The organism is Caballeronia insecticola (genome assembly GCF_000402035.1).
Taxonomy (GTDB): domain Bacteria; phylum Pseudomonadota; class Gammaproteobacteria; order Burkholderiales; family Burkholderiaceae; genus Caballeronia; species Caballeronia insecticola.
Window position 1 is genome coordinate 1,967,388 of the sequence record NC_021287.1, and the last position, 21,781, is coordinate 1,989,168.

Here is a 21,781-nt window from a genome sequence, read left to right on the forward strand (position 1 = left end):
CAGCATGACACCATTGACCACCTCTCGTTTTGCCCCGGACCGCACGCGCGATATCGTGTGCCTCGGGCGCCTCGCCGTCGATCTGTACGCGCAGCAAGTCGGCGCGCGGCTCGAAGATGTCTCGACGTTCGCGAAGTATCTCGGCGGATCGTCGGCGAACATCGCGTTCGGCTGCGCGCGTCTCGGGCTCGATTCGTCGATGCTCGCGCGCGTCGGCAACGATCACATGGGCCGTTTTCTCACGGAGACGCTCGCGCGCGAAGGCTGCGACGTGAGCCACGTGCGCATCGATCCCGAACGGCTGACGGCGCTCGTCTTGCTCGGGCTCGAAGACCGCGACACGTTCCCGCTCGTGTTCTATCGCGAGAACTGCGCGGACATGGCTGTCGACGAAAGCGACTTCGACGAAGCGTATATCGCGTCTTCGAAGGCGCTGCTCATTACCGGCACGCACTTCTCCACCGAACAGGTGAACCGCACGAGCCGGCGCGCGCTGGAATACGCGCGGCGCAACGGCGTGCGCACGATACTCGACATCGATTATCGGCCCGTGCTGTGGGGGCTCACCGGCAAGGCGGATGGCGAGACGCGTTTCGTCGCGAACGAAGGCGTCACCGCGCACTTGCAGGGCATTCTGCCGCTGATCGATCTCGTGATCGGCACCGAAGAGGAGTTTCGTATCGCGGGCGGCAAGGAGCATCTCGTCGATGCGCTCGCCATGGTGCGCCGGGTCACGAACGCCACGCTCGTCGTGAAGCGCGGACCGCTCGGCTGCTCGATCATCGAAGGCGCGGTGCCCGCCTCCATCGACGATGCGCCGGTGCACGGCGGCGTCGAAGTGGAGGTGCTCAATGTGCTCGGCGCGGGCGACGCGTTTGCGTCAGGCTTTCTGTCGGGATGGCTGCGCGACGAGCCGCTGGACGCCTGCGCGCGCGCGGCGAATGCATGCGGTGCGCTGGTCGTGTCGCGGCACGGCTGCGCACCCGCGATGCCCACGCCCGCCGAACTCGATTACTTCCTCGCCGCCGCGAAAGAAGATCCCGCGCGCATGCGCCGTCCCGATCTCGATGCGAAGCTCGCACGGCTGCATCGTGTCAGTCCGAATCGAAAGCAATGGCATGAAGTGCTGGGCTTCGCGTTCGATCATCGCAACCAGTTCTTCGATCTCGCGCAGCAGACCGGTGCGAGCGAAGCGCGTATCGCGACGCTGAAGAATCTGTTCGTCGAGGCCGTTGCGCAGACGGAAAAGGAACTCGGGCTCGACGGACGCATCGGCGTGTTGATCGACGATCGCTACGGACAGGATGCGTTGAACGCGGCGACGGGCCGCGGCTGGTGGGTCGGGCGTCCGGTCGAGTTGCCGGGATCGCTGCCGCTTCAGTTCGATCATGGCCGCTCGATTGGCACGACGCTCATCGCGTGGCCGCGCGAACAGGTCGCCAAATGCCTCGTGCAGTATCACCCCGATCATCCGCATGAACTGCGGCTCGAACAGGAAGCGCAATTGCGCGCGCTCTACGATGCCGCGCAGGAAAGCGGCAACGAACTGCTGCTCGAAGTGATCGTGCCGAAGAACGGTCCGCCCGTCGAGGACGACACCGTGTATCGCGCGTTGAAGCGTCTCTACAACCTCGGCATCTATCCGGAATGGTGGAAGCTCGAACCGATGAGCGCGCAGCAATGGCAAGCGATCGACGCGCTGATTGCCGAGCGCGATCCGTATTGCCGCGGCGTCGTGCTGCTGGGATTGTCCGCGGGCGTCGAGCAGTTGCGCGAGGGCTTTCGCGCGGCGGCATCGTCGAAGACATGCAGGGGCTTCACGGTCGGGCGCACGATCTTTCATGAGCCGAGCCAGGCGTGGCTCGCCAACGAGATCGATGACCGCGAACTGATCGCGCGCGTGCGCCGCACGTTCGAAGCGCTGATCGGCGCATGGCGCGACGCGCGTGCATCGCGGGACGCGTCCGCCGATTCCATCCACGCAAGACAGGAGCAGGCCGCATGAACCAGCGTGCAATGCAAACGCAGCCGCAAGCGCAACAACCAGCGCGTGCGGACGCGACCGTCCGGCTCACCGCCGCGCAGGCCATCGTGCGCTATCTCGCGGCGCTGCGCACGGAACACGGCGAGCCGCTGTTCGGCGGCGTGTTCGCGATCTTCGGGCATGGCAATGTCGCGGGCATCGGCGAGGCGCTTTATCGATATCGCGAGGAACTGCCGACGTATCGCGCGCACAACGAGCAGGCGATGGCGCACAGCGCGATCGCGTATGCGAAGGCGCACATGCGGCGCCGCATGATGGCGGTGACGACGTCCATCGGTCCGGGCGCGACCAATCTCGTGACGGCGGCCGCGCTCGCGCATGTGAATCGTCTACCGGTGCTGTTGCTGCCGGGCGATATCTTCGTGTCGCGCGCGCCGGACCCGGTGCTGCAACAAGTCGAGGACGGCCATGACGGCGGCGTCTCCGCGAACGATGCGCTGAAGGCCGTGTCGCGCTACTTCGATCGCATCGTGCATCCCGCGCAGTTGCTGTCCGCGTTGCCGCGCGCGATCCGCGTGCTCACCGATGCGGCGCTGTGCGGCCCCGTCACGCTCGCGCTGCCGCAGGACGTGCAGGCGATGGCCTACGATTACCCCGCTTCGTTCTTCGCGCCCCGCGTCGTCGAGTTTCATGCGCCCGCGCCGGTGCCGCGCGACATCGAACGCGCTGCCGCGACGCTGCGCGAAGCGCGCGAGCCGCTGATCGTCTCGGGCGGCGGCGTGCTTTACGGGCTCGCCACGGACGCGTTGCGCAAGTTCGCGCACAAGCACGGCATTCCCGTGGCCGAGACGCAGGCGGGCAAAGGCGCGCTCGCGTGGGACGATGCGTTGAACGTCGGCGGCATCGGCGTGACGGGCAGCTCGGCGGCCAACGAACTCGCGCATGCAAGCGACGGCGTGCTCGCCGTCGGCACGCGTCTGCAGGACTTCACGACCGGATCGAACACGTTGTTCACGCAGGCGCGGCTCGTCGCGATCAATGCCAATTCGTTCGATGTTTTGAAACAGCACGCCGTCGCCGTCGAAGCGGATGCGCACGCCGCGATCGATGCGTTGTCGGAGGCGCTCGGCGACTGGCGCGCATCGCCGCAATGGACGACGCGCGCACACCGCCTCGCGAACGAATGGCGCGAGACCGTGGCGCACGTGACGAACACCCCCGTCGCCGATGGCGTTTTGCCGCGCGAAGCCGATGTGATCGGGGCAGTGCAGCGTTCGGACGATGCATCGCCGCAGAACGACATCGTCGTATGCGCGGCCGGCACGCTGCCCGCCGACTTGCAGAAGCTCTGGCGCACGAGCGCGCCGGGAGGCTATCACGTCGAATACGGCTACTCGTGCATGGGCTATGAAATTGCTGGCGGACTGGGCGTGAAGCTCGCGCGGCCGGAGCGCGAAGTGATTGTGATCGTCGGCGACGGCAGCTATCTGATGATGAACAGCGAACTCGCGAGTTCCGTCATGCTGGGCGCGAAGCTGATCGTCGTGTTGCTCGACAATCGCGGCTTCGGCTGCATCAATCGGCTGCAACAGGCTTGCGGCGGCGCGCCGTTCAACAATCTCATCGACGATTGCAAACAAGGCGCGCCCGGTGCGCCGCAGATCGATTTCGCGATGCACGCGCGCGCGCTCGGCGCATTGTCGGAGCACGTGGCGAACATCGGCGAATTGCAGGCCGCCATGCAACGCGCACGCGCGGCCGATCGCAGCTACCTTATTTCGATCGACACCGATCCCGCGCGTCCGACCGAAGAAGGCGGATGGTGGTGGGAAGTGGCCGTGCCCGAAGTGTCGGAGCGCGCGGCGGTCGTGGTCGCCCGTGAAGCGTATGAGCGCGCAATCCGGGCGCGTTCCGAAGATTCCAGATAATGCATGAGGATTCGACATGTCCTTGAATGTCCGCATCGGCATCAACCCGTTGTCATGGATGAACGACGATCTGCCCTCGCTCGGCGGGGAGACGCCTCTGTCTACCGCGCTCACCGAAGGCAGGCAGATCGGCTATGAAGGTTTCGAGCTCGGCAACAAGTTTCCGCGCGAACCGCAGGCGCTGAAGACCTTGCTCGCGCAATACGATCTCGCGCTGGTGTCGGGCTGGTATTCCGGCAGGCTCGCGGCACGCAGCGCGGAAGAAGAAATCGAAGCAGTCGGCCCGCATCTCGATCTGCTCGCGCAGAACGGCGCAACCGTGATGGTCTATGGCGAAGTCGCCGATTCGATTCAGGGCGCGCCGCGGCCGCTCTATCAGCGTCCGCGCTTCTTCTCCGATGCGCGCTGGAACGAGTACGCCGAGCGTCTGAACCGCTTCGCCGAATACACGCTCTCGCGCGGCGTGCGCGTCGCCTATCATCATCATATGGGCGCGTATGTCGAAACGCCGGCCGATGTCGATCGCCTGATGGCGCTCACCGGCGATGCAGTCGGCCTGCTGTTCGATGCGGGCCACATCACCTTCGCCGGCGGCGATGCGCTCACCGTGCTCAAGCAACATATCGCGCGCGTGTGCCATGTGCATTGCAAGGACGTGCGCCCGGAGATCGTGAAACTCGCGCGCAATCGCAACTGGAGTTTTCTCGATGCGGTCATCAACGGCGCGTTCACCGTGCCGGGCGATGGCGTCATCGACTATCCGGGCATTGTCGCGTGTCTCGCGCAGCATGATTACAACGGCTGGCTCGTCGTGGAAGCGGAGCAGGATCCGGTGATCGCGCCGAGCTATGCCTACGCCGACAAGGGCTATCGCACATTGCGCGCGCTCGTCGACGGAACCTTTAAGGAGGCGGCATGAGCCTGTTAGTGAAGGCATCGCGCGAAGGCCAGACCATCGCGCGCGTGACACCCGAGTCCGCGTGCTGGAGGCACGTCGGCTTCGCGGCATATCGTCTGAATGCGGGCGATGTCCTGCATGTGTACGACGCGGATCGCGAAAGCTGCATCGTCGTGCTGACGGGCACGGTGAGTGTCGAGGCCGGCGATGAACACTGGCCGTCGATCGGCACGCGCGACAGCGTGTTCGAGGACGCCGCGCCCTATGCGGTCTATGTGCCGCCGAAGCTCGCCGCGATCGTGCGCGCCGAACGCGATGCGGAAATCGGCGTGGCGAGCGCGCCCGCGACGGGCATGTATCCGCCGCGTCTCATCGAGCCGTCGCAAATGAAGCGTTCGACGCGCGGCAAAAGCGCGAATACGCGCTACGTGTGCGACATTCTTCCGCAGACCGAAGCCGCCGAGTCGCTGCTCGTCGTGGAAGTGCGCACGCCGGGCGGCCATGCGTCGAGCTATCCGCCGCACAAGCACGATCAGGACAACGTGCCGGTCGAGAGTTCGCTTGAAGAGACGTATTACCACAGGCTCGATCCGCCGCAGGGCTTCGCGTTTCAGCGCGTCTATACCGATGAGCGCGATCTCGACGAAACCATGGCCGTCGAGAATCACGATGTGGTGATGGTGCCGCGCGGCTATCATCCGGTCGTCGTGCCGTATGGCTACGACAACTATTATCTGAACGTGATGGCGGGCAGCAAGCGCACGTGGCACTTCAAGAACGATCCGAAGCACGAGTGGATCATGGAGCGTGACAACAAGACCTGACGTTTCGCGCTATCCCACGGAGAGCCATTCGCGCATGACGCGCTCGTTGTGTTGAAGCGCCGCGAGCGTGCCATCGAACTGAATCGCGCCGTGTCCCATCACGGCGACGCGCGCTTCGAGCATGCGCGCGATGGTCAGCCGTTCTTCGATCAGCAGCATCGAAACGCCGCGTTCGCGCAGCATCGCGAGACACGCGCCCACTTGCGCGAGCACTTGCGGCGCGAGCCCTTCGCCGGGTTCGTCGATGACAACGAGCGACGGGTCGCCCGCCAGCGTTCGCGCGAGCGCCAACATCTGCTGCTCGCCGCCCGATAGCGCGCCCGCTTTCACCGACGCACGTTCTTCGAGCACGGGAAACAGCCGGTATGCATCGTCGGGCGTGAAGCGCGTGCCTGCGCGCTCGCCGAGCGCGAGGTTCTCGCGCACCGTCAGCGCGGGAAACACGTCGCGCGTTTCGGGCACGTAGCCGATACCCAGCCGCGCAATGCGATACGGCCGCAAGCCGACGAGCTGCACGTCGCCGTAACGCAGATCGCCCGCGCATCGCACGAGGCCCATGATGGCCTTCGCGAGGGTCGAACGCCCCGAGCCGTTGCGGCCGACGAGCGCGACCGCCTCGCCTTCTTCGATGCGCAGATTCACGCCGTGCAGCACTTGCGCGGCGCCGTACCAGGCGCGCAAATCCTCGATATGCAATGGCCCGCTCATGGCGCCACTCCGCCGAGATAGGCTTCCTGCACGGCGCGGTTCGCGCGTATGTATTCGGGTGTGCCGGTGGCGATCACGCGCCCTTGCACGAGCACCGAGATGCGGTCGGCGAGGCCGAACACGGCGTCCATATCGTGCTCGATGACGAGCAGCGTGCGGCCTTCCGTCGTCGCGCGAATCAACGCGAGCGCGCGCGCCGCTTCCGCGCGATTCATGCCGGCGGTGGGTTCGTCGAGCAGGATGAGCGGCGCGTCGGTCGCGAGCGCGATGCCGAGATCGAGCGCGCGCTGCTCCGCATAAGCCAGGCGCGCGGCGGGTTCGTCGGCGCGATCGGCAAGACCGATTGCATCGAGCATCGCGCGGGCGCGTTCGTCGATGTGTCGCGACGGCAGCCATCGATCGATCCAGCGCGACGATGCAGCGCCCAGCGCCGCGCAACGCAGATTGTCGAGCACGGACAGGCCGCCGAACACGCTCGTCGTCTGAAAGCTGCGCGCGAGCGTACGCGATACGCGCTGCGGCGGCTTGCCCGTCACGTCGATGCCGCCCGCGACGATACGCCCTTCGTCCGGCCGCGTGCGTCCCGAGATCAGATCGAAGAGCGTGGACTTGCCCGCGCCGTTCGGACCGATGAGCGCATGCCGCTCGCCCTGCGCGACGTGCAGATCGACGCCGCGCAACACGCGCGTCGCGCCGAAGCGTTTGACGATGCCGTGCAGTTCGAGCGCCGCGTTCATCGCTTAAGCCTCATGCGGCGCGCGAGCCACAGACCGAACGCCGCGCACGGCAGCGCGACGAGCCACGCCGCACGCGGCAACGCGGCCGAATCGCTCTGGCGCGCGTAAAGCGTCTCCACGACGACGACCACCGCGATTCCCCACGCGACGGCACTCAACAAGCCGATACACAGCGTCCGCACATCGCGGCGCAACAGGCCCGCGATGCCGTCCGGCGCAGCGACGACCACCCACATGAAGAAGAGTCCGAGATACATCGGCCATGCGGCGCTCACGTTGGCCACGGCGACGCTGAAGAACGTCAGCAGCACGGCGCCCGCAACCGGCCCGAAGAACGTGCCCGCGCCGCCGATGACCGTCGCGACCAGCACGCTCGTCGAGCGCGCGAGGCTCACGCTTTCCGCCGACACCAGCTCGACGTTGATCAACGCCAATACGCCCGCGATGCCCGCAAAGAACGCCGACACGACGAGCATGCGCAAGCGCACGCCCGCAGGCGCGAAGCCGATCGCCGCCGCGCGCGCGGGATTGTCGCGCACGGCGTTGGCGAGCCGGCACAGCGGCGTGCGCGAGAAGACGAACATCGCGAGCGCGGCCACGACGCACCAGCACGCGATCAACCCATACGCCTCGCGCAACGGCCCGAAGGTCCACGCGAACAACGGCGGCCCGCTTGCGCGATCGATCGTCACGCCGCCCTCGCCGCCGAACCATCCCGGCACGAGCCACACGCACGCAGCGACGAGTTCGCCGATGCCGAGCGTGATCATCGCAAAGGGCGTGCTCGCGCGCTGCGTGGAGATCGCGCCGAAGACGACCGCGACGAGCATTGCGACGCATCCGCCGATCAGCGGCAGAAGCGGCAACGGCACGCCGAAACGATTGAACACGTGCGCGGCGGCGAACGCGCCGAGGCCCGAATATACGGCGTGCCCGAAAGAGAGCAGGCCGGTTTCGCCGAGCAGCAGGTTGTACGAGAGCGCGAAGACGATGAGCGTCGCGGTTTGCGCGAAGTAGGCGAGCAGCCAGGATTGATCGGAGAGCAACGGCGGCAATGCAAGCGCGACGATGAGTGCCAGAAACGACGCGGCGGATTTAAGCATCACGCCCCGCGACAGATCCGCCCGGCCCGCGCATCGGCTCGCCGAACAGCCCGCTTGGGCGCGCGGCCAGCATCGCGACGAGCAGCAGATACGGCAGCACGGGCGCGAGCTGCGTGACGGTCAACGCGGCCCAGGCGTGCGGCAGCGTCACGCCGAACGCAGCAGCGATGCTGCCCGCCGACGCGCTCGCGCTCACCGCGAAGGTCTGCACGCAACCGATCAGAAGCGAAGCAACGAGCGCGCCGTACAGCGATCCGAGCCCGCCGATCACGACGACGACGAACACGATCGGCCCCATTGCATCGGCCATCGCCGGTTCGATCACGGCGAGCGGCGCGCCGATCACGCCGCCCGCCGCGGCGAGCGCGGTGCCGGCGGCGAAGACCGTCGTGAAGACGCGCGGCACATTGTGACCGAGCGTTTCGACGGTGGCGGGATGCGTGAGCGCCGCGCGCACGACGAGCCCCGTCTTCGACGTGCGCAGGAGCAGCCAGAGCGCGCCCAGCATGACGACGGCGAGCGTCATCATGAACACGCGATAGCGCGCGAACGACGCGCCATAGACGGTGAAAAGCGGCCCGTCGAGCACGGGCGGAATCGCGGCGGGCACCGAGCCGAGTCCCCAGACGAGCTTCACGCCCTCGCCGATCACGATGGCCGCGCCGAACGTCAGCAGCAACTCGGCGAGCGCCCCGCGCGCATACACGCGCCGCAACAGCAGGCGCTCGAAGCACGCGCCCGCCGCACCGACGAGCAAGGGCGCCGCGATCAACGCGAACCAGAAGCCGCCGAACGTGGCGAGCGTCTGCCCGACATAGGCGCCGAGCATGTAGAAACTCGCGTGCGCGAAGTTGAGCACGCCGAGCATCGAGAAGATGAGGGTGAGACCGGCGGACAGCATGAACAGCAGCAAGCCGACGCTCACGCCGTTAAGCAGATTCACGCTGAACCACTGGAGCGACACGCGAACTCAGCCGGTAACGAGCGTAACAAGCGGCTTGAGCGCGGCGACGAGCGGCGCGGGCAGCGGCACCGGTCTGCGCGTCACGCGATCCACGTAGACATGCACGAAATGCCCTTGCGCGGCGGCTTCATCGGCGCCTTGCGCGAAGATGGCCACTTCGTAACGCACACTCGTATTGCCGAGCCGTTCGACGCGCAGTCCCGCCTCGATGGGTTCGGGAAACACGACCGGCGCGAAGAAATTGCAACGCGTTTCCACCACGAGGCCGATGGTCTCGCCCTCGCTGAAATCGAGCACACCCGCGCGCAGCAGATACTCGTTCACCACCGTGTCGAAATAGCTGTAATAGACGACGTTGTTGATGTGCCCGTACACGTCGTTGTCCGACCAGCGCGTGCTGATCGCGAGAAAGTGCGCGTAGTCGGCGCGAGTGGTGCGAAGCGGCTTGGTCATCGTCAGAGCGACTCCGTCAGCATGCGTCGATAATCGTCCGCGCTCGGCTCGCGCGGATTCGTCTTCTGGCAATGATCCGCGAGCGCGTCGTAGCCGAGGTGAATGTGAGTCAGGTAGACGATGAAGGCCATGGCCGGGCAACCGGTGGGAAGGGTGCGGCCATGTTAGGAGCCGCGCGGCGCGCGTGTCAATCGGGGTTCAGTGCGGGGGGTTCAGTGCGGGGTTCAGTGCGCGTTTCAACGGGGTCCGCTAAGCGCGCGCACTTCGTCGGTGAAACGCTCGACGGTCTCGCGCTTCGTGTCCCACGCGCACATCAGACGGCAGCCGCCCGAACCGATGAACTGATAGAAACGCCAGCCCTTCGCGCGCAGCGCCGCCGCGACCTGCGCCGGCAGTTCCGCGAACACCGCATTCGATTCGGGCTTGAATAGCAGGCGCACGCCGGGAATATCGGCGAGACGTTCGGCCATCAGTTGCGCCATCGCGTTCGCGTGACGTGCGTTGCGCAGCCAGACGTCGTCGTCGAGCAGACCGAGCCACGGCGCGGAAATGAAGCGCATCTTCGAGGCGAGTTGTCCCGCCTGCTTCAGGCGATACGCGAAATCGGCGGCGAGCGCGCGGTCGAAGAACACGACCGCTTCGCCGACCGGCAAGCCGTTTTTCGTGCCGCCGAAACACAGCACGTCGACGCCCGCGCGCCACGTGATCTCCGACGGATGCACGTTCAGCGTCGCGACCGCGTTGGCGAAGCGCGCGCCGTCCATATGCACTTTCAGATGCCGGCGCTTGGCGATCGCCGCAATCGCGCGAATCTCCTCGACGGTGTAGACCGTGCCGACTTCCGTCGCCTGCGTGAGCGCGACGACCTTGGGCTTCGGATAGTGGATGTCGGCGCGTTTGGTGACGATCTCTTCGATCGCGTCCGGCGTGAGCTTGCCGTTTTCGCCCTTCGCGGTGAGCAGCTTCGAGCCGCCGGAAAAGAACTCGGGGCCGCCGCATTCGTCGGTTTCGATGTGCGCAAGTTCGTGGCAGATCACCGAGTGATACGACTGACACAGCGAGGCGAGCGCCAGCGAATTCGCCGCCGTGCCATTGAACACGAAGAAGACTTCGCAGTCGGTCTGGAACAGGTCGCGGATGCGGTCGCAGACTTGCGCGGTCCACGAATCGTCACCGTATGCGGGCTCGTGGCCGCTCGTGTTGGCCTCGACGAGCGCGGCGAGCGCCTCGGGGCAGATGCCTGCGTAATTGTCGGAAGCGAAGTGCTGGATCGTGTCCGTGGGGGCTGTCATGGGTCGCTGTGAAAGGCCGATTGAACGATGCTCGCGCGAGCAGATAAGCTCGCGCGGCGCACAATCCGGCCATTCTAGCGGCTCGCACCGGCGCGCGTCGTGAACGGCGCCGGTGCCATCGACGCTTACTTCGCGGCCGGCGCGCTCGCGGCGTTGGCTTCCTGCGCCTTCTTGTCCTTCTTGCTGGCTTCGTGATGGCCGATTGCGCAGCCGCCCACCGCGCCCGCCGTGCCGTGCTTGCCCGCGATGTGTCCCGCGACGCCGCCCACCGCCGCGCCTTCGATGCAGCCCTTCGCCTGCGCCGCGCCGGTGGCGGCGAGCATCGCCGTTGCAAGGACAATCGATGCGAATGTGCGATTCATGTTCGTCTCCCGTAGTCGTTGAAAGTAACGGGACCATCGCACGCGGTGTGCCTGACAGGCTGTAATGAAAACGGCCCGGCCGGTTGTCGCCGGTCGGGCCGCTTCGAAGTGCGAGAAGTGCAAGAAGTGCGAGACGTGCTTAAAGCTGCTGCTGCACCCAGCCCGTGACGCCCGCGAGCGCCGCCGGCAGATTCGCCGGTTCCGTGCCGCCCGCCTGCGCCATGTCCGCGCGTCCACCGCCCTTGCCGCCAACCTGCTGCGCGACGAAGTTGACCAGTTCGCCGGCCTTCACCTTCTTCGACGCATCCGCCGTCACGCCCGCGATCAGGCTGACCTTGCCGCCCTCGACCGAGGCCAGCACGATCGCCGCGCTCTTGAGCTTGTCCTTCAGCTTGTCGACGGTTTCGCGCAGCGTCTTGACGTCCGCGCCTTCGAGCTGCGCGGCGAGCACGTGCACGCCGGAAACATCGACGGCCTGCGACACGAGTTCGTCGCCCTGGCTTGACGCGAGTTTCGACTTGAGCGCGCCGAGTTCCTTCTCCAGCGACTTCACGTGCTCCTGAACCTGCGCGATGCGCTGCGTCAGTTCCGCCGGCTGCGCCTTCAGCACGCCCGCCGCCGCGTTGATGCGGGAATCGAGTTCCTGAACGTAGCGCACGGCGTTGTCGCCGGTGATCGCCTCGACGCGGCGAATGCCCGCCGCGACGCCGCCTTCCACCACGATCTTGAAGAAGCCGATGTCGCCGGTACGTTGCACGTGCGTGCCGCCGCAAAGTTCGCGCGAGAAACCGAGATCGAGCACGCGCACGGTGTCGCCGTATTTCTCGCCGAACAGCGCCATGGCGCCGCCCTTCACGGCTTCGTCGTACGGCATCACGCGCACGACGCCCGGCGCGTTCGCGATGATCTCGTTATTTACGATCTGCTCGACGCGGCGAATTTCGTCGTCCGTCATCGGCGCGTTGTGGGCGAAGTCGAAGCGGGTTTTGTCGGCATCGACGAGCGAGCCTTTTTGCTGCACGTGGCCGCCGAGCACTTCGCGCAGCGCCTTGTGCATCAGGTGCGTAGCCGAGTGATTGCGCGCGGTGCGGGCGCGGCGAATGCCGTCGATTTCCGCTTTCACGACATCGCCCACCTTGAGCGTGCCCTGCTCCACCGTGCCGTGATGACCGACGACATCGGCCTGCACCTTTAGGGTATCCGCGACGGCAAAGCGCACGTTCGCGTTCGCGAGCACGCCCTGATCGCCGACCTGACCGCCCGACTCCGCGTAGAACGGCGTGTGATCGAGCACGACGACCGCATCCTGGCCCGGCTGGGCGGCATCGACCTTGGAACCATCGACGTACAGCGCGAGGATTTTCGCGTCGTCGAAAATTTCCTTGTCGTAGCCGTGGAACGTGGATTTCGCGCCCGCGTATTCCAGGCCCGCCGCGATCTTGAACTTGCCCGCCGCGCGCGCCTGGTCGCGCTGGCGCGCCATGGCGTCGTCGAAAGCGGGTTCGTCCACGGTCACGCCGCGCTCGCGGCACACGTCCGCCGTCAGATCGAGCGGGAAGCCGTAGGTGTCGTGCAGCTTGAACGCGAGTTCGCCGTCCAGTTGCTTCACGCCCTTCTTGTCCAGATCGGCGAGTTCGCCTTCGAGAATCGACATGCCGTGCTCGATGGTCTCGAAGAAGCGCTCTTCTTCCTGACGCAGCACGTCTGTCACGCGCTGCTGCGCGTCTTTCAGTTCCGGATAGGCAGCGCCCATTTCCGCGACGAGATCCGGCACCAGCCTGTGGAAGAACGCGCCCTTCTTGCCGAGCTTGTAGCCGTGACGGATCGCGCGGCGCACGATCCGGCGCAGCACGTAGCCGCGGCCTTCGTTGCCGGGAATCACGCCATCGACGATCAGGAACGAGCATGCGCGGATATGGTCGGCGATGACCTTCAGCGAGTTGTTTTCCAGATCGGCGGTATTCGTTTCGCGGCCCGCAGCCTTGATGAGCGTCTGGAACAGATCGATCTCATAGTTGCTGTGGACGTGCTGCAGTACGGCGGCAAGCCGCTCGAGGCCCATGCCGGTGTCGACGCACTGCTTGGGCAGCGGCGTCATGTTGCCCTGGGCGTCGCGATTGAACTGCATGAACACGAGATTCCAGATCTCGATGAAACGGTCGCCGTCTTCTTCAGGAGATCCCGGCGGGCCGCCCCAGATTTCCGGGCCGTGGTCGTAGAACACTTCGGAGCACGGACCGCACGGGCCGGTGTCGGCCATCTGCCAGAAATTGTCCGATGCGTAGCGCGCGCCCTTGTTGTCGCCGATGCGGATGATGCGCTCGACCGGCACGCCGATCTCCTTCGCCCAGATGTCGTGCGCTTCGTCGTCTTCCTGATAGACGGTCACCGTGAGCTTTTCGGCCGGCAGCATGTAAACTTTCGTCAACAGCTCCCAGCAATAGTGGATGGCGTCGCGCTTGAAGTAGTCGCCGAACGAAAAGTTGCCGAGCATCTCGAAGAACGTGTGATGCCGGGCCGTATAGCCGACGTTTTCGAGGTCGTTGTGCTTGCCGCCCGCGCGCACGCTGCGCTGCGCGGTGGTCGCGCGCGAATACGGCCGCGACTCGCTGCCCAGGAACACGTCCTTGAACTGGACCATGCCCGAGTTGGTGAAAAGCAGCGTCGGGTCGTTGCCGGGCACGAGGCTCGACGAACGCACGATCGTGTGGCCCTTCGATTCGAAAAACTTCAGGAATTTCTCGCGTATTTCGGCGGCTTTCATAGCGTACGGGGCGTGTCTTCGGTTTTGGTTTTGCCTGCTGATGCTGCGCGAAGACCCCGGCGACAGGGCTTCCAGTCAGGCGAAGTTAATCTTTGATTATACGGGATTCGTCGCACGACCCGGGCGGGTGTCGCGGCGCCCGACAAGCTCAAAAAAACCACCGTATCGGGCGCTTACTTCGGGAATCGCAGATCCTTCACGAAGTTGAACACGTCGTCGGGGTCCGGCCCCTCCAGCCGACTTCCCGCCTTCTCGGCCTCGTAGCGCAGCGTGACCTTTCTGCCGATCATCGACTTCTTGAGATGACGCACATCGTCTTTATCTGCGACGAACCACGCGTCCTTGCACAGACTGCGGTGAGCCATGTCGCAGAAAGCCTCGATGACCTTTCCATTGGAACTGCGCACGGAGATCTGCACGTTGTCCGTGAACTGGCTCTCTGCCATCACGCCCGTGACCGTCGAAGCCGCGGCGATAACAGGCGTTGCCATCATTACGAGGAAGAACAAACGAAATCTGTTGTGCATATGCGGCGATTGCTCTGCTGTGAAGCGGCGGATCGTATCACTCGCAGAGCAGCCACTATCGCGCACAAGCGCCATGTATGCGAAATTTACGAAATTGATCAATAACCAGGCGAGACACATTCGATGGGAGCCTTGAGCCATATCCGCGTACTGGACCTGACCCGCGTGCTGGCGGGACCGTGGTGCGCGCAGACCCTCGCCGATTTCGGCGCGGACGTCATCAAGATCGAGCGGCCCGAAACCGGCGACGACACCCGCCACTGGGGCCCGCCCTACCTGAAAACGCCCGCCGGCGAAGACACGCACGAGGCCGCGTACTATCTCGCTGCAAACCGCAACAAGCGTTCGGTGACCGTCGATATCGCCACGCCCGAAGGCCAGCAGATCGTGCGCGAGCTTGCCGCGCAAAGCGATGTCGTGCTGGAGAACTACAAGGCCGGGCAACTGAAGAAGTACGGGCTCGACTATGAATCGCTCAAGACGGTGAAACCGGACCTCGTCTATTGCTCGGTCACCGGTTTCGGGCAGACGGGGCCGTACGCGCAGCGCGCAGGCTACGATTTCATCGTGCAGGGCATCGGCGGATTCATGAGCATCACGGGCGAGCGCGACGGCCAGCCCGGCGGCGGCCCGCAGAAGGCAGGCGTGGCGATCGCGGACCTGATGACCGGCATGTACGCGACGATCGGCGTGCTCACGGCGCTCGCGCACCGCGACCGCACGGGCGAAGGGCAATACATCGACATGGCGCTGCTGGACGTGCAGGTCGCGATGCTCGCCAACATGAACACCAATTTCCTCGCGAGCGGCAAGCCGCCGGTGCGCTGGGGCAATGCGCATCCGAACATCGTGCCGTATCAGACGTTCCAGACGAGCGATGGCTGGATCATCGTCGCCGTGGGCAACGACGGGCAGTTCCGCAAGTTCGTCGAAACAGGCGGCCGCCCGGAACTGGCCGACGATCCGCGCTTTGCGGCGAACCCGTCGCGCGTGCGCAACCGCGAGGTCCTCGTGCCGATTCTCGCGGACATGGTGCGCGCGCAGGGCAAGCACGAATGGATCGCGGCGCTCGAAGCCGCGGGCGTGCCGTGCGGACCGATCAACGATCTGGGCGAAGTGTTCGAGGATCCTCAGGTGCTCGCGCGCCGGATGCAGATCGAACTGCCGCATCCGACGGCCGGCGCGGTCAAACTCGTCGCGAGCCCGATCAAGATGAGCGCGACGCCGCCCGAGGCGCGCACGCATCCGCCGCTGCTGGGCGAGCACACATCGAGCGTACTCGCCGACGTGCTCGGCTACGACGAGGCGAAAATCGCCCGGCTGCGTGCGTCGAAGGCGATCTGAGCGCCCCCGCGCGAAATCAGCGGACGCCGGCGCCGATCAGCCCGCCCGCGGCCGCCCCGGCGACCGTGCCGATCGGCCCGCCCGTCACGAGATAGCCGAGCGCGCCGCCCGCCGCCGCACCCACTCCGGCGTGCGCCTGCTGGCGCGACACGTTCGCGCACGCCGCGAGGCTCGACACGAGCGCGGCGGCGGAAATCACCTTGAGCATCGTGATGGCGGTCTTTTTCATGGTGGCTTCCTTGTGTTGTCGTTGTGCTTTTCATTGTGCTTTTCATGCCGATCCGGCCGATCAAACCGGCAGCAACCAGGCAGGCGAGCCGATCATAAAAGTGCGTCCGTGCTCCTTTCAACGCGATTTACGTCCGGTTACGGCGGTTACGATCGGTGCGACGGCGCGCAGCGCGTGTAATGGAACTCGCGAAATGCCGCGCCCGTGTATATCGCGCGACGAAACGTGCGCGGGGCGTGCAAACGTGTCTGCTGCCTGTTGGCAGCGGTTGCGTAAGGTAGAATCGACCCAACATTCGAATCATTCGTACGCGTCTTCCGAGCAAGAACGCTTTCCGAACCGATCACGCGCGCAAGCGCATCCGCTGGCACTCTCTCTCGCATGAACACCGATCGCAACGACGCTCCGGCGCCATCCAATTTCATCCGCAACATCATCGAAGACGACAACCGCTCCGGCAAATGGTCGCAGCGCGTCGAGACGCGCTTCCCGCCCGAGCCGAACGGCTATCTGCATATCGGCCATGCGAAGAGCATCTGCGTGAACTTCGGCCTCGCCGCGGCGTACGGCGGCGTGTGCCATCTGCGCTTCGACGACACGAATCCCGAAAAGGAAAGCGTCGAATACGTCGATTCGATCATCGACGCCGTCGAATGGCTCGGCTTCGACTGGAACAAGGACGGCCAGGAGCACAAGTACTTCGCGAGCGACTACTACGACAAGCTGTACGAGTTCGCCGAGATGCTCATCAAGAAGGGCCAGGCATACGTCGACAGCCAAACCGCCGACGAGATGCGCGCCACCCGCGGCTCGGCCACGGAAGCCGGCATCAACTCGCCGTATCGCGACCGCACGCCGGACGAAAACCTCGACCTCTTCCGCCGCATGAAAGCGGGCGAGTTCCAGGAAGGCGAGCATGTGCTGCGCGCGAAAATCGACATGGCGTCGCCGAATTTCAATATGCGCGACCCGGTGATCTACCGCATCCGCTTCGCGCATCATTACCGCACCGGCGACACGTGGTGCATCTACCCGATGTACGACTACGCGCACTGCGTGTCGGACGCGATCGAGAACATCACGCATTCGCTGTGCACGCTGGAATTCGAAGATCATCGTCCGCTTTACGACTGGTTCCTCGCGCAACTCGCGGACGACGGCGTGTTTCAGCGCCCGCTCCCGCAGCAAATCGAGTTCTCGCGCCTGAACCTCACCTACGCGATCACCAGCAAGCGCAAGCTGCTGCAACTCGTGCAGGAAAACCACGTCGACGGCTGGGACGATCCGCGCATGCCGACCATCGTCGGCGTCAGGCGGCGCGGCTTCACGCCGGAGAGCATCCGCCTGATGGTCGAGCGCGTGGGCGTGACGAAGGTCGATTCGTGGATCGACATGAGCGTGCTCGAAGGCGCCCTGCGCGACGACCTCGACGAGAAAGCGCCGCGCGCCATCGCCGTGCTCGATCCGCTCAAGCTCATCATCGACAACTATCCGGAAGGACAGAGCGAGGAATGCAGCGCGCCGGTGCATCCGCATCATCCGGATCGCGGCGTGCGCACGTTCCCGTTCTCGCGTGAACTGTGGATCGAACGCGAAGATTTCCAGGAAACGCCGCAAAAAGGCTACTTCCGCCTGTTCCCGGGCAACAAGGTGCGCCTGAAGTACGGCTTCATCGTGGAGTGCACGGGCGCGGACAAGGACGAAAACGGCAACGTGACCGCCGTGCATTGCAACTACTTCCCGGACAGCAAGTCGGGCACGGAAGGCGCGAACGCGTACAAGGTGAAGGGCACGATCCATTGGGTGAGCGCGGCGACCGCCTATGCGGCCGAAGTGCGGCTCTACGACCGTCTCTTCAAGGAACCGCAACCCGGCGCGGGCGGCGCGGAGTTTCTGGATGCGCTCAATCCGGATTCGAAGCGCATCGTGAATGCGTATCTCGAACCGAGCGCGCGCGAAGCAAATGCCGAAGACCGCTTCCAGTTCGAGCGTCACGGTTATTTCGTCGCGGACCGTCTGGATTCGCAGCCGGGCAAGCCGGTGTTCAACCGCATCGTCAGCCTGCGCGACAGTTGGGGCAAACCGGCCTGACATCGACATAAAAGGCGCCGCGCGGCCACGCGGCGCCCTCGATGGATCAAGCGCAAGTCGTCGCACGCCGCTTCTCACGAGGACATCATGAAGCTGCCGCATTCCTTCGCGCCCCGCTCGCGTGCGCAACGAAGTGCCGCACTGGGCGCGTTCGGCGCCGTCGCGTCGTGGCTGCTGCTCGCATCGATTGCCGCGCGCGCCGCCACCGCCGGCGAAATCGCCACGGCGCAGGCCGCCGCGGATCAGATGCAGCCGTCCGCCACGCTGCGCAAGATCGCCGAGAATGGCGCGATCGTGCTCGGCACGCGGGAGTCGTCGGTGCCGTTCTCGTACACGGTGAAGCAGCAGCCGCTGGGCTACTCGTACGACATCGCGCTGAAGGTTGTCGACGAAGTCAAGAAGCGGCTCAAGATGCCCAATCTTGCGGTGAAAAACGTGCCGGTCACGTCCGCGAACCGCATTTCCTACGTAGTCAACAATCAGGTCGATCTCGAATGCGGCTCGACCGCGCATGTCGCCGAGCGCGATCCGCTCGTCGCGTTCTCGAACAGCTTCTTTCAGTACGGCATCCGCATGGCCGTGAAGAAGAAATCGGGCATTCGCAATTACAGCGATCTCGCCAACAAGACGGTCGCGACCACGGCGGGCACGTCGGACGAGCACATACTGCGGCAGATGAGCATCGACCAGAAGCTCAACCTGCGCATCATCAGCGCGCGCGATCACGCGGAAGCATTCGCCGCGCTCAAGTCGGATCGCGCGGTCGCGTTCGTCATGGACGACCCGCTGCTCTACGGCAAGATCGCGCAGGAAGGCGCGGCGCGCAACGATTACGCGGTGACGGGCACGTCGCTCGCGAACGAAGCGTACGGCTGCATGATGAGAAAAGGCGATCCGGTGTTCAAGCGCATTGTCGACGACGTGATCGCCAACATGCAGCGCTCGGGCGAGGCGACCAAACTCTACGAGACATGGTTCATGCGCCCCATTCCGCCCGACGGCATCAACCTGCAATTTCCGATGTCGCCCGAAATGAGGGCGCTGTTCGCCAATCCCAACGACCGCACGATCGATTGATCGGTGCGCTCAGAGTGCCTCGTGCAGTTCGGCGAGGGAGAGCGTGGTCTGAAACAGGCGCGCAAGGCTGCGGCTCGCGAACTTGTCCACTTCCGCCGGACTGACCCAGCGGTACGCGTCCATTTCGGGGATCATCGTGCCGTCGCTGTAGCGGGGAAAGTACGATTCGCACACGCAGTTTTCGAGCTGCAGTTCGTCATCCGTCACGCGTACCGCGAACAGATGCAGATCCTTGTCGCGGCGATAAACAAAGCGTCCGAGATCTTTCAGGCGCGCGGCCGCCAGCACGATGCCCGTTTCCTCGACGAGCTCGCGCAACGCCGCCTCGCGCGGGTTCTCGCCCGGATCGGCGGCGCCCTTGGGCACGTCCCAGTGCGTGGTTTCCGTCGCGTGGCACAGCAGCACGTCGCCCTGCGCGTTCAGGATGACCACGCCGCACGACACGGTGCGGCCCGTCATCGATGGCGTTCCCCGTTCATCACTGCTTCTTGAGCTTCCACTTGCCGTCGCTCGCCTTGCACGCTGTCGGCGTCCAGGTTTGCGTCTGGCCCTTCGCGTGCGCGACGAGCATGACCTTGCGGCACTTGACCCCGCCTTCGTCGAAGGTGCTTTGCGGCGTCACCGTGCCGTTGATCGGCACCGAGTTGCCCGCGCCCTTGTTGTCCCAGTCGAGGGATTCGCCGTCCTGCTTCGTATTGAGCGCGATCTGGGCGGCGTTGTTGAGCGCCTGCAGGTCGCGCTGCTTCATGTAGGTGATCGGCGTGTTGTTCAGGAAGCCCAGATTGGCAGCTTCCGCCTGCGCGCTCGCGACGATGAGCGCGGCCGCTGCCATCGTCAGAAAAGAGGCGCGAGCGTACGCTCGATGTTGGATCGGCATGGGGTGCTCCTCGTTGCGGATGAGTATGGCCACCGGCATCTGTGCACACGCGCACGCGCATATGCAAGCCGGGCGGCAACGGCGATTCAACAAGCTCGTCCCGCCTGAGCGGGCCGCAACGAGGATAGCATGACGCAAGGCTTTCGGCGCCGGCGCGCCCTCACGCGCTTGGCGATGCGTGATCAGTTGGCGACGGACTTCATCTCGTTGATGCCGGTGCCTTTTTGCGCGTCCCGATCCTTCGACGGATCGTAGCCGTCGGTGAGCGTGCCCAGAAACGCGACGACGTCCTTGATTTCGGCCTCGTCGAGCGCGGGCTTGTCGCCCTTCTTGCGGTCGAACGGCGGATCCGTGTTGATGTTGTCCCAGTAGCGCTTCGGCAGATCGTCGAATTTCTGCACGACGCCCTTCTTCGACACCGGATAGAACTTCTCCGGGTTCGTGTCGCGCTCGACGTAGAAGCGCACGACATCGTCGAGCTTGTGATAGATGCCGTTATGGAAGAAGGTCTTGCGCGTCGCGACATTGCGCAGCGACGGCGTGCGGAAGATGCCGCAGAATTCGCTCTCGCCCTTCAGATCGTGCCGCTCGGGGCCGCACGCGCCGAGATCGTGAAAGTTCGGATTCTGATTGATCGGCAGCGCGCGGTTGCGCGGCACGCCGAGCGCGATCAGGCCGAAGTCGCTGAACTGCGGCGGCGAGCCGTCCTTCGCGCGCTGGCTGATATGGCACGACGCGCAGTTGCCCTTGGTCTCGTCGTTGAAGAGTTGCAGGCCATGCATCTCGGCGTCGTTGAGCTTCGCGCGGCCGGCGAGGAATGCATCGAACTTGCTCGTGTACGGATAGAACTTCTGCGGCGTCTGCTCGAAGGCTTCGAGCGATTCGAGCACCGCGGCGAAGGCACGGCCTTCGTCGTCGAACACGGTCGCGCCGAACGCCTTGCGGAAATCGTCCGCATACGGCGATGCCTTCACCGCCGCCGCCACCTTCGCGGGCGTGCTGCCCATTTCGAACGACGACAACAACGGAATGCGCGCCTGGTCCGAGCCGTGATCGACGCGGCCGTCCCATGTCAGGCCGCCGGTCGGACCGGCATCGACGCTCTCGTCGCCTTCGTCGTCGGAATCGTGAAAATGCCGCGTGAACGCCGGCACCGATTGCAGATATTCGAGCGACGGCACGGCGCGAAAGCCGGGCTGATGCATGTCGCTGCCGCCCAACTGCACCGACAGCGCATTGGGCGGCCCGAACGCGTGGCTCGGGCTATGGCACGACGCGCACGCGAGCTTGCCCGAACCCGACAGCGACGGATCGAAAAACAGCTTTTCGCCGAGCGCCGACATCTGCTTCACATGCGCGAAGACCTCGGCGCGCGACTGGCCTTGCGGTGCGCTCTGCGTACCCGGCTTTGTCGTGCTCGCCGCGTGTGAATCGCAGCCGCTTAAAGGCACGATAAACGCTGCAAGCAAAGCCGCGAGCGTCAAAGAACGGGGAACGGACAGCAGACGCATCGAAGACATAAACGGGCGGCATCGGAATTGAAAGATGCCGAAGCGTATGTCGCGCGTGTGTCTTTCATGTGACAAGCCCCGCGCACATCGCATCGCGGCCGCAGCACG

Annotated in this window: 21 protein-coding genes; 7 read left to right on the top strand and 14 right to left on the bottom strand. The window is 65.0% G+C overall.

What is annotated here, in order from left to right; genetic code table 11:
- Positions 1–4 precede the first annotated feature (4 nt).
- From BRPE64_RS09070 to iolB, 4 genes are read left to right on the top strand one after another with little or no spacing between them, the layout of a single operon-like run.
- A complete protein-coding gene (locus BRPE64_RS09070) occupies positions 5–2,005 on the top strand; it encodes a bifunctional 5-dehydro-2-deoxygluconokinase/5-dehydro-2-deoxyphosphogluconate aldolase (protein WP_044041435.1) in 2,001 nt (666 codons plus the stop codon).
- A complete protein-coding gene (gene iolD, locus BRPE64_RS09075) occupies positions 2,002–3,912 on the top strand; it encodes a 3D-(3,5/4)-trihydroxycyclohexane-1,2-dione acylhydrolase (decyclizing) (protein WP_016345791.1) in 1,911 nt (636 codons plus the stop codon). The genes BRPE64_RS09070 and iolD overlap by 4 nt, the downstream gene beginning before the upstream one ends.
- Positions 3,913–3,928: 16 nt before the next feature.
- The gene (iolE, locus tag BRPE64_RS09080) at positions 3,929–4,831 is read left to right on the top strand and encodes a myo-inosose-2 dehydratase (RefSeq protein WP_044041436.1); all 903 of its coding nucleotides are present in this window, start codon (positions 3,929–3,931) and stop codon (positions 4,829–4,831) included.
- Positions 4,828–5,634 carry a 5-deoxy-glucuronate isomerase gene (iolB, locus tag BRPE64_RS09085; RefSeq protein WP_044041437.1) on the top strand — a complete coding sequence of 269 codons (807 nt, stop codon included), beginning with the start codon at positions 4,828–4,830 and terminating at the stop codon, positions 5,632–5,634. The genes iolE and iolB overlap by 4 nt, the downstream gene beginning before the upstream one ends.
- Before the next feature lie 9 nt (positions 5,635–5,643).
- Here the strand turns inward: iolB and BRPE64_RS09090 are convergent, their stop codons facing one another.
- The 10 genes from BRPE64_RS09090 to BRPE64_RS09130 all read right to left on the bottom strand — a co-directional run bounded on the left by BRPE64_RS09090 (position 5,644) and on the right by BRPE64_RS09130 (position 14,664).
- Positions 5,644–6,342 (bottom strand): ABC transporter ATP-binding protein, encoded by a 699-nt coding sequence (locus tag BRPE64_RS09090; protein WP_044041438.1) that lies wholly within the window; start codon positions 6,340–6,342, stop codon positions 5,644–5,646.
- Complete coding sequence (locus tag BRPE64_RS09095) at positions 6,339–7,079, bottom strand: ABC transporter ATP-binding protein (RefSeq protein ID WP_016345795.1); 741 nt, start codon at positions 7,077–7,079, stop codon at positions 6,339–6,341. The genes BRPE64_RS09090 and BRPE64_RS09095 overlap by 4 nt, the downstream gene beginning before the upstream one ends.
- Positions 7,076–8,182 (bottom strand): branched-chain amino acid ABC transporter permease, encoded by a 1,107-nt coding sequence (locus tag BRPE64_RS09100; protein ID WP_016345796.1) that lies wholly within the window; start codon positions 8,180–8,182, stop codon positions 7,076–7,078. Before BRPE64_RS09100 ends, BRPE64_RS09095 begins: the two co-directional genes overlap by 4 nt.
- Positions 8,175–9,083 (bottom strand): branched-chain amino acid ABC transporter permease, encoded by a 909-nt coding sequence (locus BRPE64_RS09105; RefSeq protein ID WP_051180396.1) that lies wholly within the window; start codon positions 9,081–9,083, stop codon positions 8,175–8,177. The genes BRPE64_RS09100 and BRPE64_RS09105 overlap by 8 nt, the downstream gene beginning before the upstream one ends.
- A 69-nt stretch (positions 9,084–9,152) precedes the next feature.
- A complete protein-coding gene (locus tag BRPE64_RS09110) occupies positions 9,153–9,599 on the bottom strand; it encodes an acyl-CoA thioesterase (protein ID WP_016345798.1) in 447 nt (148 codons plus the stop codon).
- 2 nt (positions 9,600–9,601) lie between these two features.
- Positions 9,602–9,730 (bottom strand): putative iron-containing alcohol dehydrogenase, encoded by a 129-nt coding sequence (locus tag BRPE64_RS33900; protein WP_016345799.1) that lies wholly within the window; start codon positions 9,728–9,730, stop codon positions 9,602–9,604.
- A gap of 105 nt (positions 9,731–9,835) precedes the next feature.
- Entirely contained in the window at positions 9,836–10,870 is a 1,035-nt protein-coding gene (locus BRPE64_RS09115) for a threonine aldolase family protein (RefSeq protein WP_044042087.1), read from the bottom strand.
- 146 nt (positions 10,871–11,016) lie between these two features.
- Positions 11,017–11,253 (bottom strand): hypothetical protein, encoded by a 237-nt coding sequence (locus BRPE64_RS09120; protein WP_016345801.1) that lies wholly within the window; start codon positions 11,251–11,253, stop codon positions 11,017–11,019.
- Positions 11,254–11,392: 139 nt separating this feature from the next.
- Positions 11,393–14,017 (bottom strand): alanine--tRNA ligase, encoded by a 2,625-nt coding sequence (gene alaS / locus BRPE64_RS09125; RefSeq protein WP_016345802.1) that lies wholly within the window; start codon positions 14,015–14,017, stop codon positions 11,393–11,395.
- A gap of 173 nt (positions 14,018–14,190) precedes the next feature.
- Positions 14,191–14,664, bottom strand: a complete 474-nt coding sequence (locus BRPE64_RS09130) for a hypothetical protein (protein WP_044041440.1) — start codon at positions 14,662–14,664, stop codon at positions 14,191–14,193.
- 3 nt (positions 14,665–14,667) lie between these two features.
- Here BRPE64_RS09130 and BRPE64_RS09135 point away from each other — a divergent pair, with 3 nt between their 5' ends.
- Entirely contained in the window at positions 14,668–15,888 is a 1,221-nt protein-coding gene (locus BRPE64_RS09135) for a CaiB/BaiF CoA transferase family protein (protein ID WP_044041441.1), read from the top strand.
- Between the two features lie 16 nt (positions 15,889–15,904).
- Here BRPE64_RS09135 and BRPE64_RS09140 read toward each other — a convergent pair whose 3' ends face one another.
- The gene (locus tag BRPE64_RS09140) at positions 15,905–16,117 is read right to left on the bottom strand and encodes a hypothetical protein (RefSeq protein ID WP_016345805.1); all 213 of its coding nucleotides are present in this window, start codon (positions 16,115–16,117) and stop codon (positions 15,905–15,907) included.
- Positions 16,118–16,498: 381 nt separating this feature from the next.
- Here BRPE64_RS09140 and BRPE64_RS09145 point away from each other — a divergent pair, with 381 nt between their 5' ends.
- Together BRPE64_RS09145 and BRPE64_RS09150 are read left to right on the top strand one after the other, a co-directional pair.
- Complete coding sequence (locus tag BRPE64_RS09145; RefSeq protein ID WP_016345806.1) at positions 16,499–18,208, top strand: glutamine--tRNA ligase/YqeY domain fusion protein; 1,710 nt, start codon at positions 16,499–16,501, stop codon at positions 18,206–18,208.
- An 87-nt stretch (positions 18,209–18,295) separates the two neighbouring features.
- Positions 18,296–19,285, top strand: coding sequence for a transporter substrate-binding domain-containing protein (locus BRPE64_RS09150; protein WP_016345807.1), 990 nt, complete (start codon positions 18,296–18,298; stop codon positions 19,283–19,285).
- Positions 19,286–19,294: 9 nt separating this feature from the next.
- On the opposite strand, the gene BRPE64_RS09155 is transcribed toward BRPE64_RS09150, so the two are convergent.
- From BRPE64_RS09155 to BRPE64_RS09165, 3 genes are all read right to left on the bottom strand, one after another.
- Positions 19,295–19,744, bottom strand: a complete 450-nt coding sequence (locus BRPE64_RS09155; RefSeq protein WP_016345808.1) for an NUDIX hydrolase — start codon at positions 19,742–19,744, stop codon at positions 19,295–19,297.
- Between the two features lie 19 nt (positions 19,745–19,763).
- Positions 19,764–20,162 (bottom strand): RT0821/Lpp0805 family surface protein, encoded by a 399-nt coding sequence (locus BRPE64_RS09160; RefSeq protein ID WP_044041442.1) that lies wholly within the window; start codon positions 20,160–20,162, stop codon positions 19,764–19,766.
- A gap of 182 nt (positions 20,163–20,344) precedes the next feature.
- Positions 20,345–21,682: a cytochrome-c peroxidase gene (locus tag BRPE64_RS09165; protein WP_044041444.1), complete on the bottom strand. Its 1,338-nt coding sequence runs from the start codon at positions 21,680–21,682 to the stop codon at positions 20,345–20,347.
- Between the last annotated feature and the right edge of the window lie 99 nt (positions 21,683–21,781).

Bases quoted from the DNA above. Each gene is read 5' to 3' on its own strand.
- BRPE64_RS09070 (WP_044041435.1), top strand. From the start codon at position 5: ATGACACCATTGACCACCTCTCGTTTTGCCCCGGACCGCACGCGCGAT.
- BRPE64_RS09140 (WP_016345805.1), bottom strand. From the start codon at position 16,117: ATGAAAAAGACCGCCATCACGATGCTCAAGGTGATTTCCGCCGCCGCG.
- BRPE64_RS09110 (WP_016345798.1), bottom strand. From the start codon at position 9,599: ATGACCAAGCCGCTTCGCACCACTCGCGCCGACTACGCGCACTTTCTC.
- BRPE64_RS09165 (WP_044041444.1), bottom strand. From the start codon at position 21,682: ATGTCTTCGATGCGTCTGCTGTCCGTTCCCCGTTCTTTGACGCTCGCG.
- BRPE64_RS33900 (WP_016345799.1), bottom strand. From the start codon at position 9,730: ATGGCCTTCATCGTCTACCTGACTCACATTCACCTCGGCTACGACGCG.
- BRPE64_RS09100 (WP_016345796.1), bottom strand. From the start codon at position 8,182: ATGCTTAAATCCGCCGCGTCGTTTCTGGCACTCATCGTCGCGCTTGCA.
- iolB (WP_044041437.1), top strand. From the start codon at position 4,828: ATGAGCCTGTTAGTGAAGGCATCGCGCGAAGGCCAGACCATCGCGCGC.
- BRPE64_RS09090 (WP_044041438.1), bottom strand. From the start codon at position 6,342: ATGAGCGGGCCATTGCATATCGAGGATTTGCGCGCCTGGTACGGCGCC.
- BRPE64_RS09120 (WP_016345801.1), bottom strand. From the start codon at position 11,253: ATGAATCGCACATTCGCATCGATTGTCCTTGCAACGGCGATGCTCGCC.
- BRPE64_RS09160 (WP_044041442.1), bottom strand. From the start codon at position 20,162: ATGCCGATCCAACATCGAGCGTACGCTCGCGCCTCTTTTCTGACGATG.
- BRPE64_RS09145 (WP_016345806.1), top strand. From the start codon at position 16,499: ATGAACACCGATCGCAACGACGCTCCGGCGCCATCCAATTTCATCCGC.
- alaS (WP_016345802.1), bottom strand. From the start codon at position 14,017: ATGAAAGCCGCCGAAATACGCGAGAAATTCCTGAAGTTTTTCGAATCG.
- BRPE64_RS09150 (WP_016345807.1), top strand. From the start codon at position 18,296: ATGAAGCTGCCGCATTCCTTCGCGCCCCGCTCGCGTGCGCAACGAAGT.
- BRPE64_RS09095 (WP_016345795.1), bottom strand. From the start codon at position 7,079: ATGAACGCGGCGCTCGAACTGCACGGCATCGTCAAACGCTTCGGCGCG.
- BRPE64_RS09155 (WP_016345808.1), bottom strand. From the start codon at position 19,744: ATGACGGGCCGCACCGTGTCGTGCGGCGTGGTCATCCTGAACGCGCAG.
- BRPE64_RS09135 (WP_044041441.1), top strand. From the start codon at position 14,668: ATGGGAGCCTTGAGCCATATCCGCGTACTGGACCTGACCCGCGTGCTG.
- BRPE64_RS09130 (WP_044041440.1), bottom strand. From the start codon at position 14,664: ATGTGTCTCGCCTGGTTATTGATCAATTTCGTAAATTTCGCATACATG.
- iolD (WP_016345791.1), top strand. From the start codon at position 2,002: ATGAACCAGCGTGCAATGCAAACGCAGCCGCAAGCGCAACAACCAGCG.
- iolE (WP_044041436.1), top strand. From the start codon at position 3,929: ATGTCCTTGAATGTCCGCATCGGCATCAACCCGTTGTCATGGATGAAC.
- BRPE64_RS09105 (WP_051180396.1), bottom strand. From the start codon at position 9,083: ATGCTGTCCGCCGGTCTCACCCTCATCTTCTCGATGCTCGGCGTGCTC.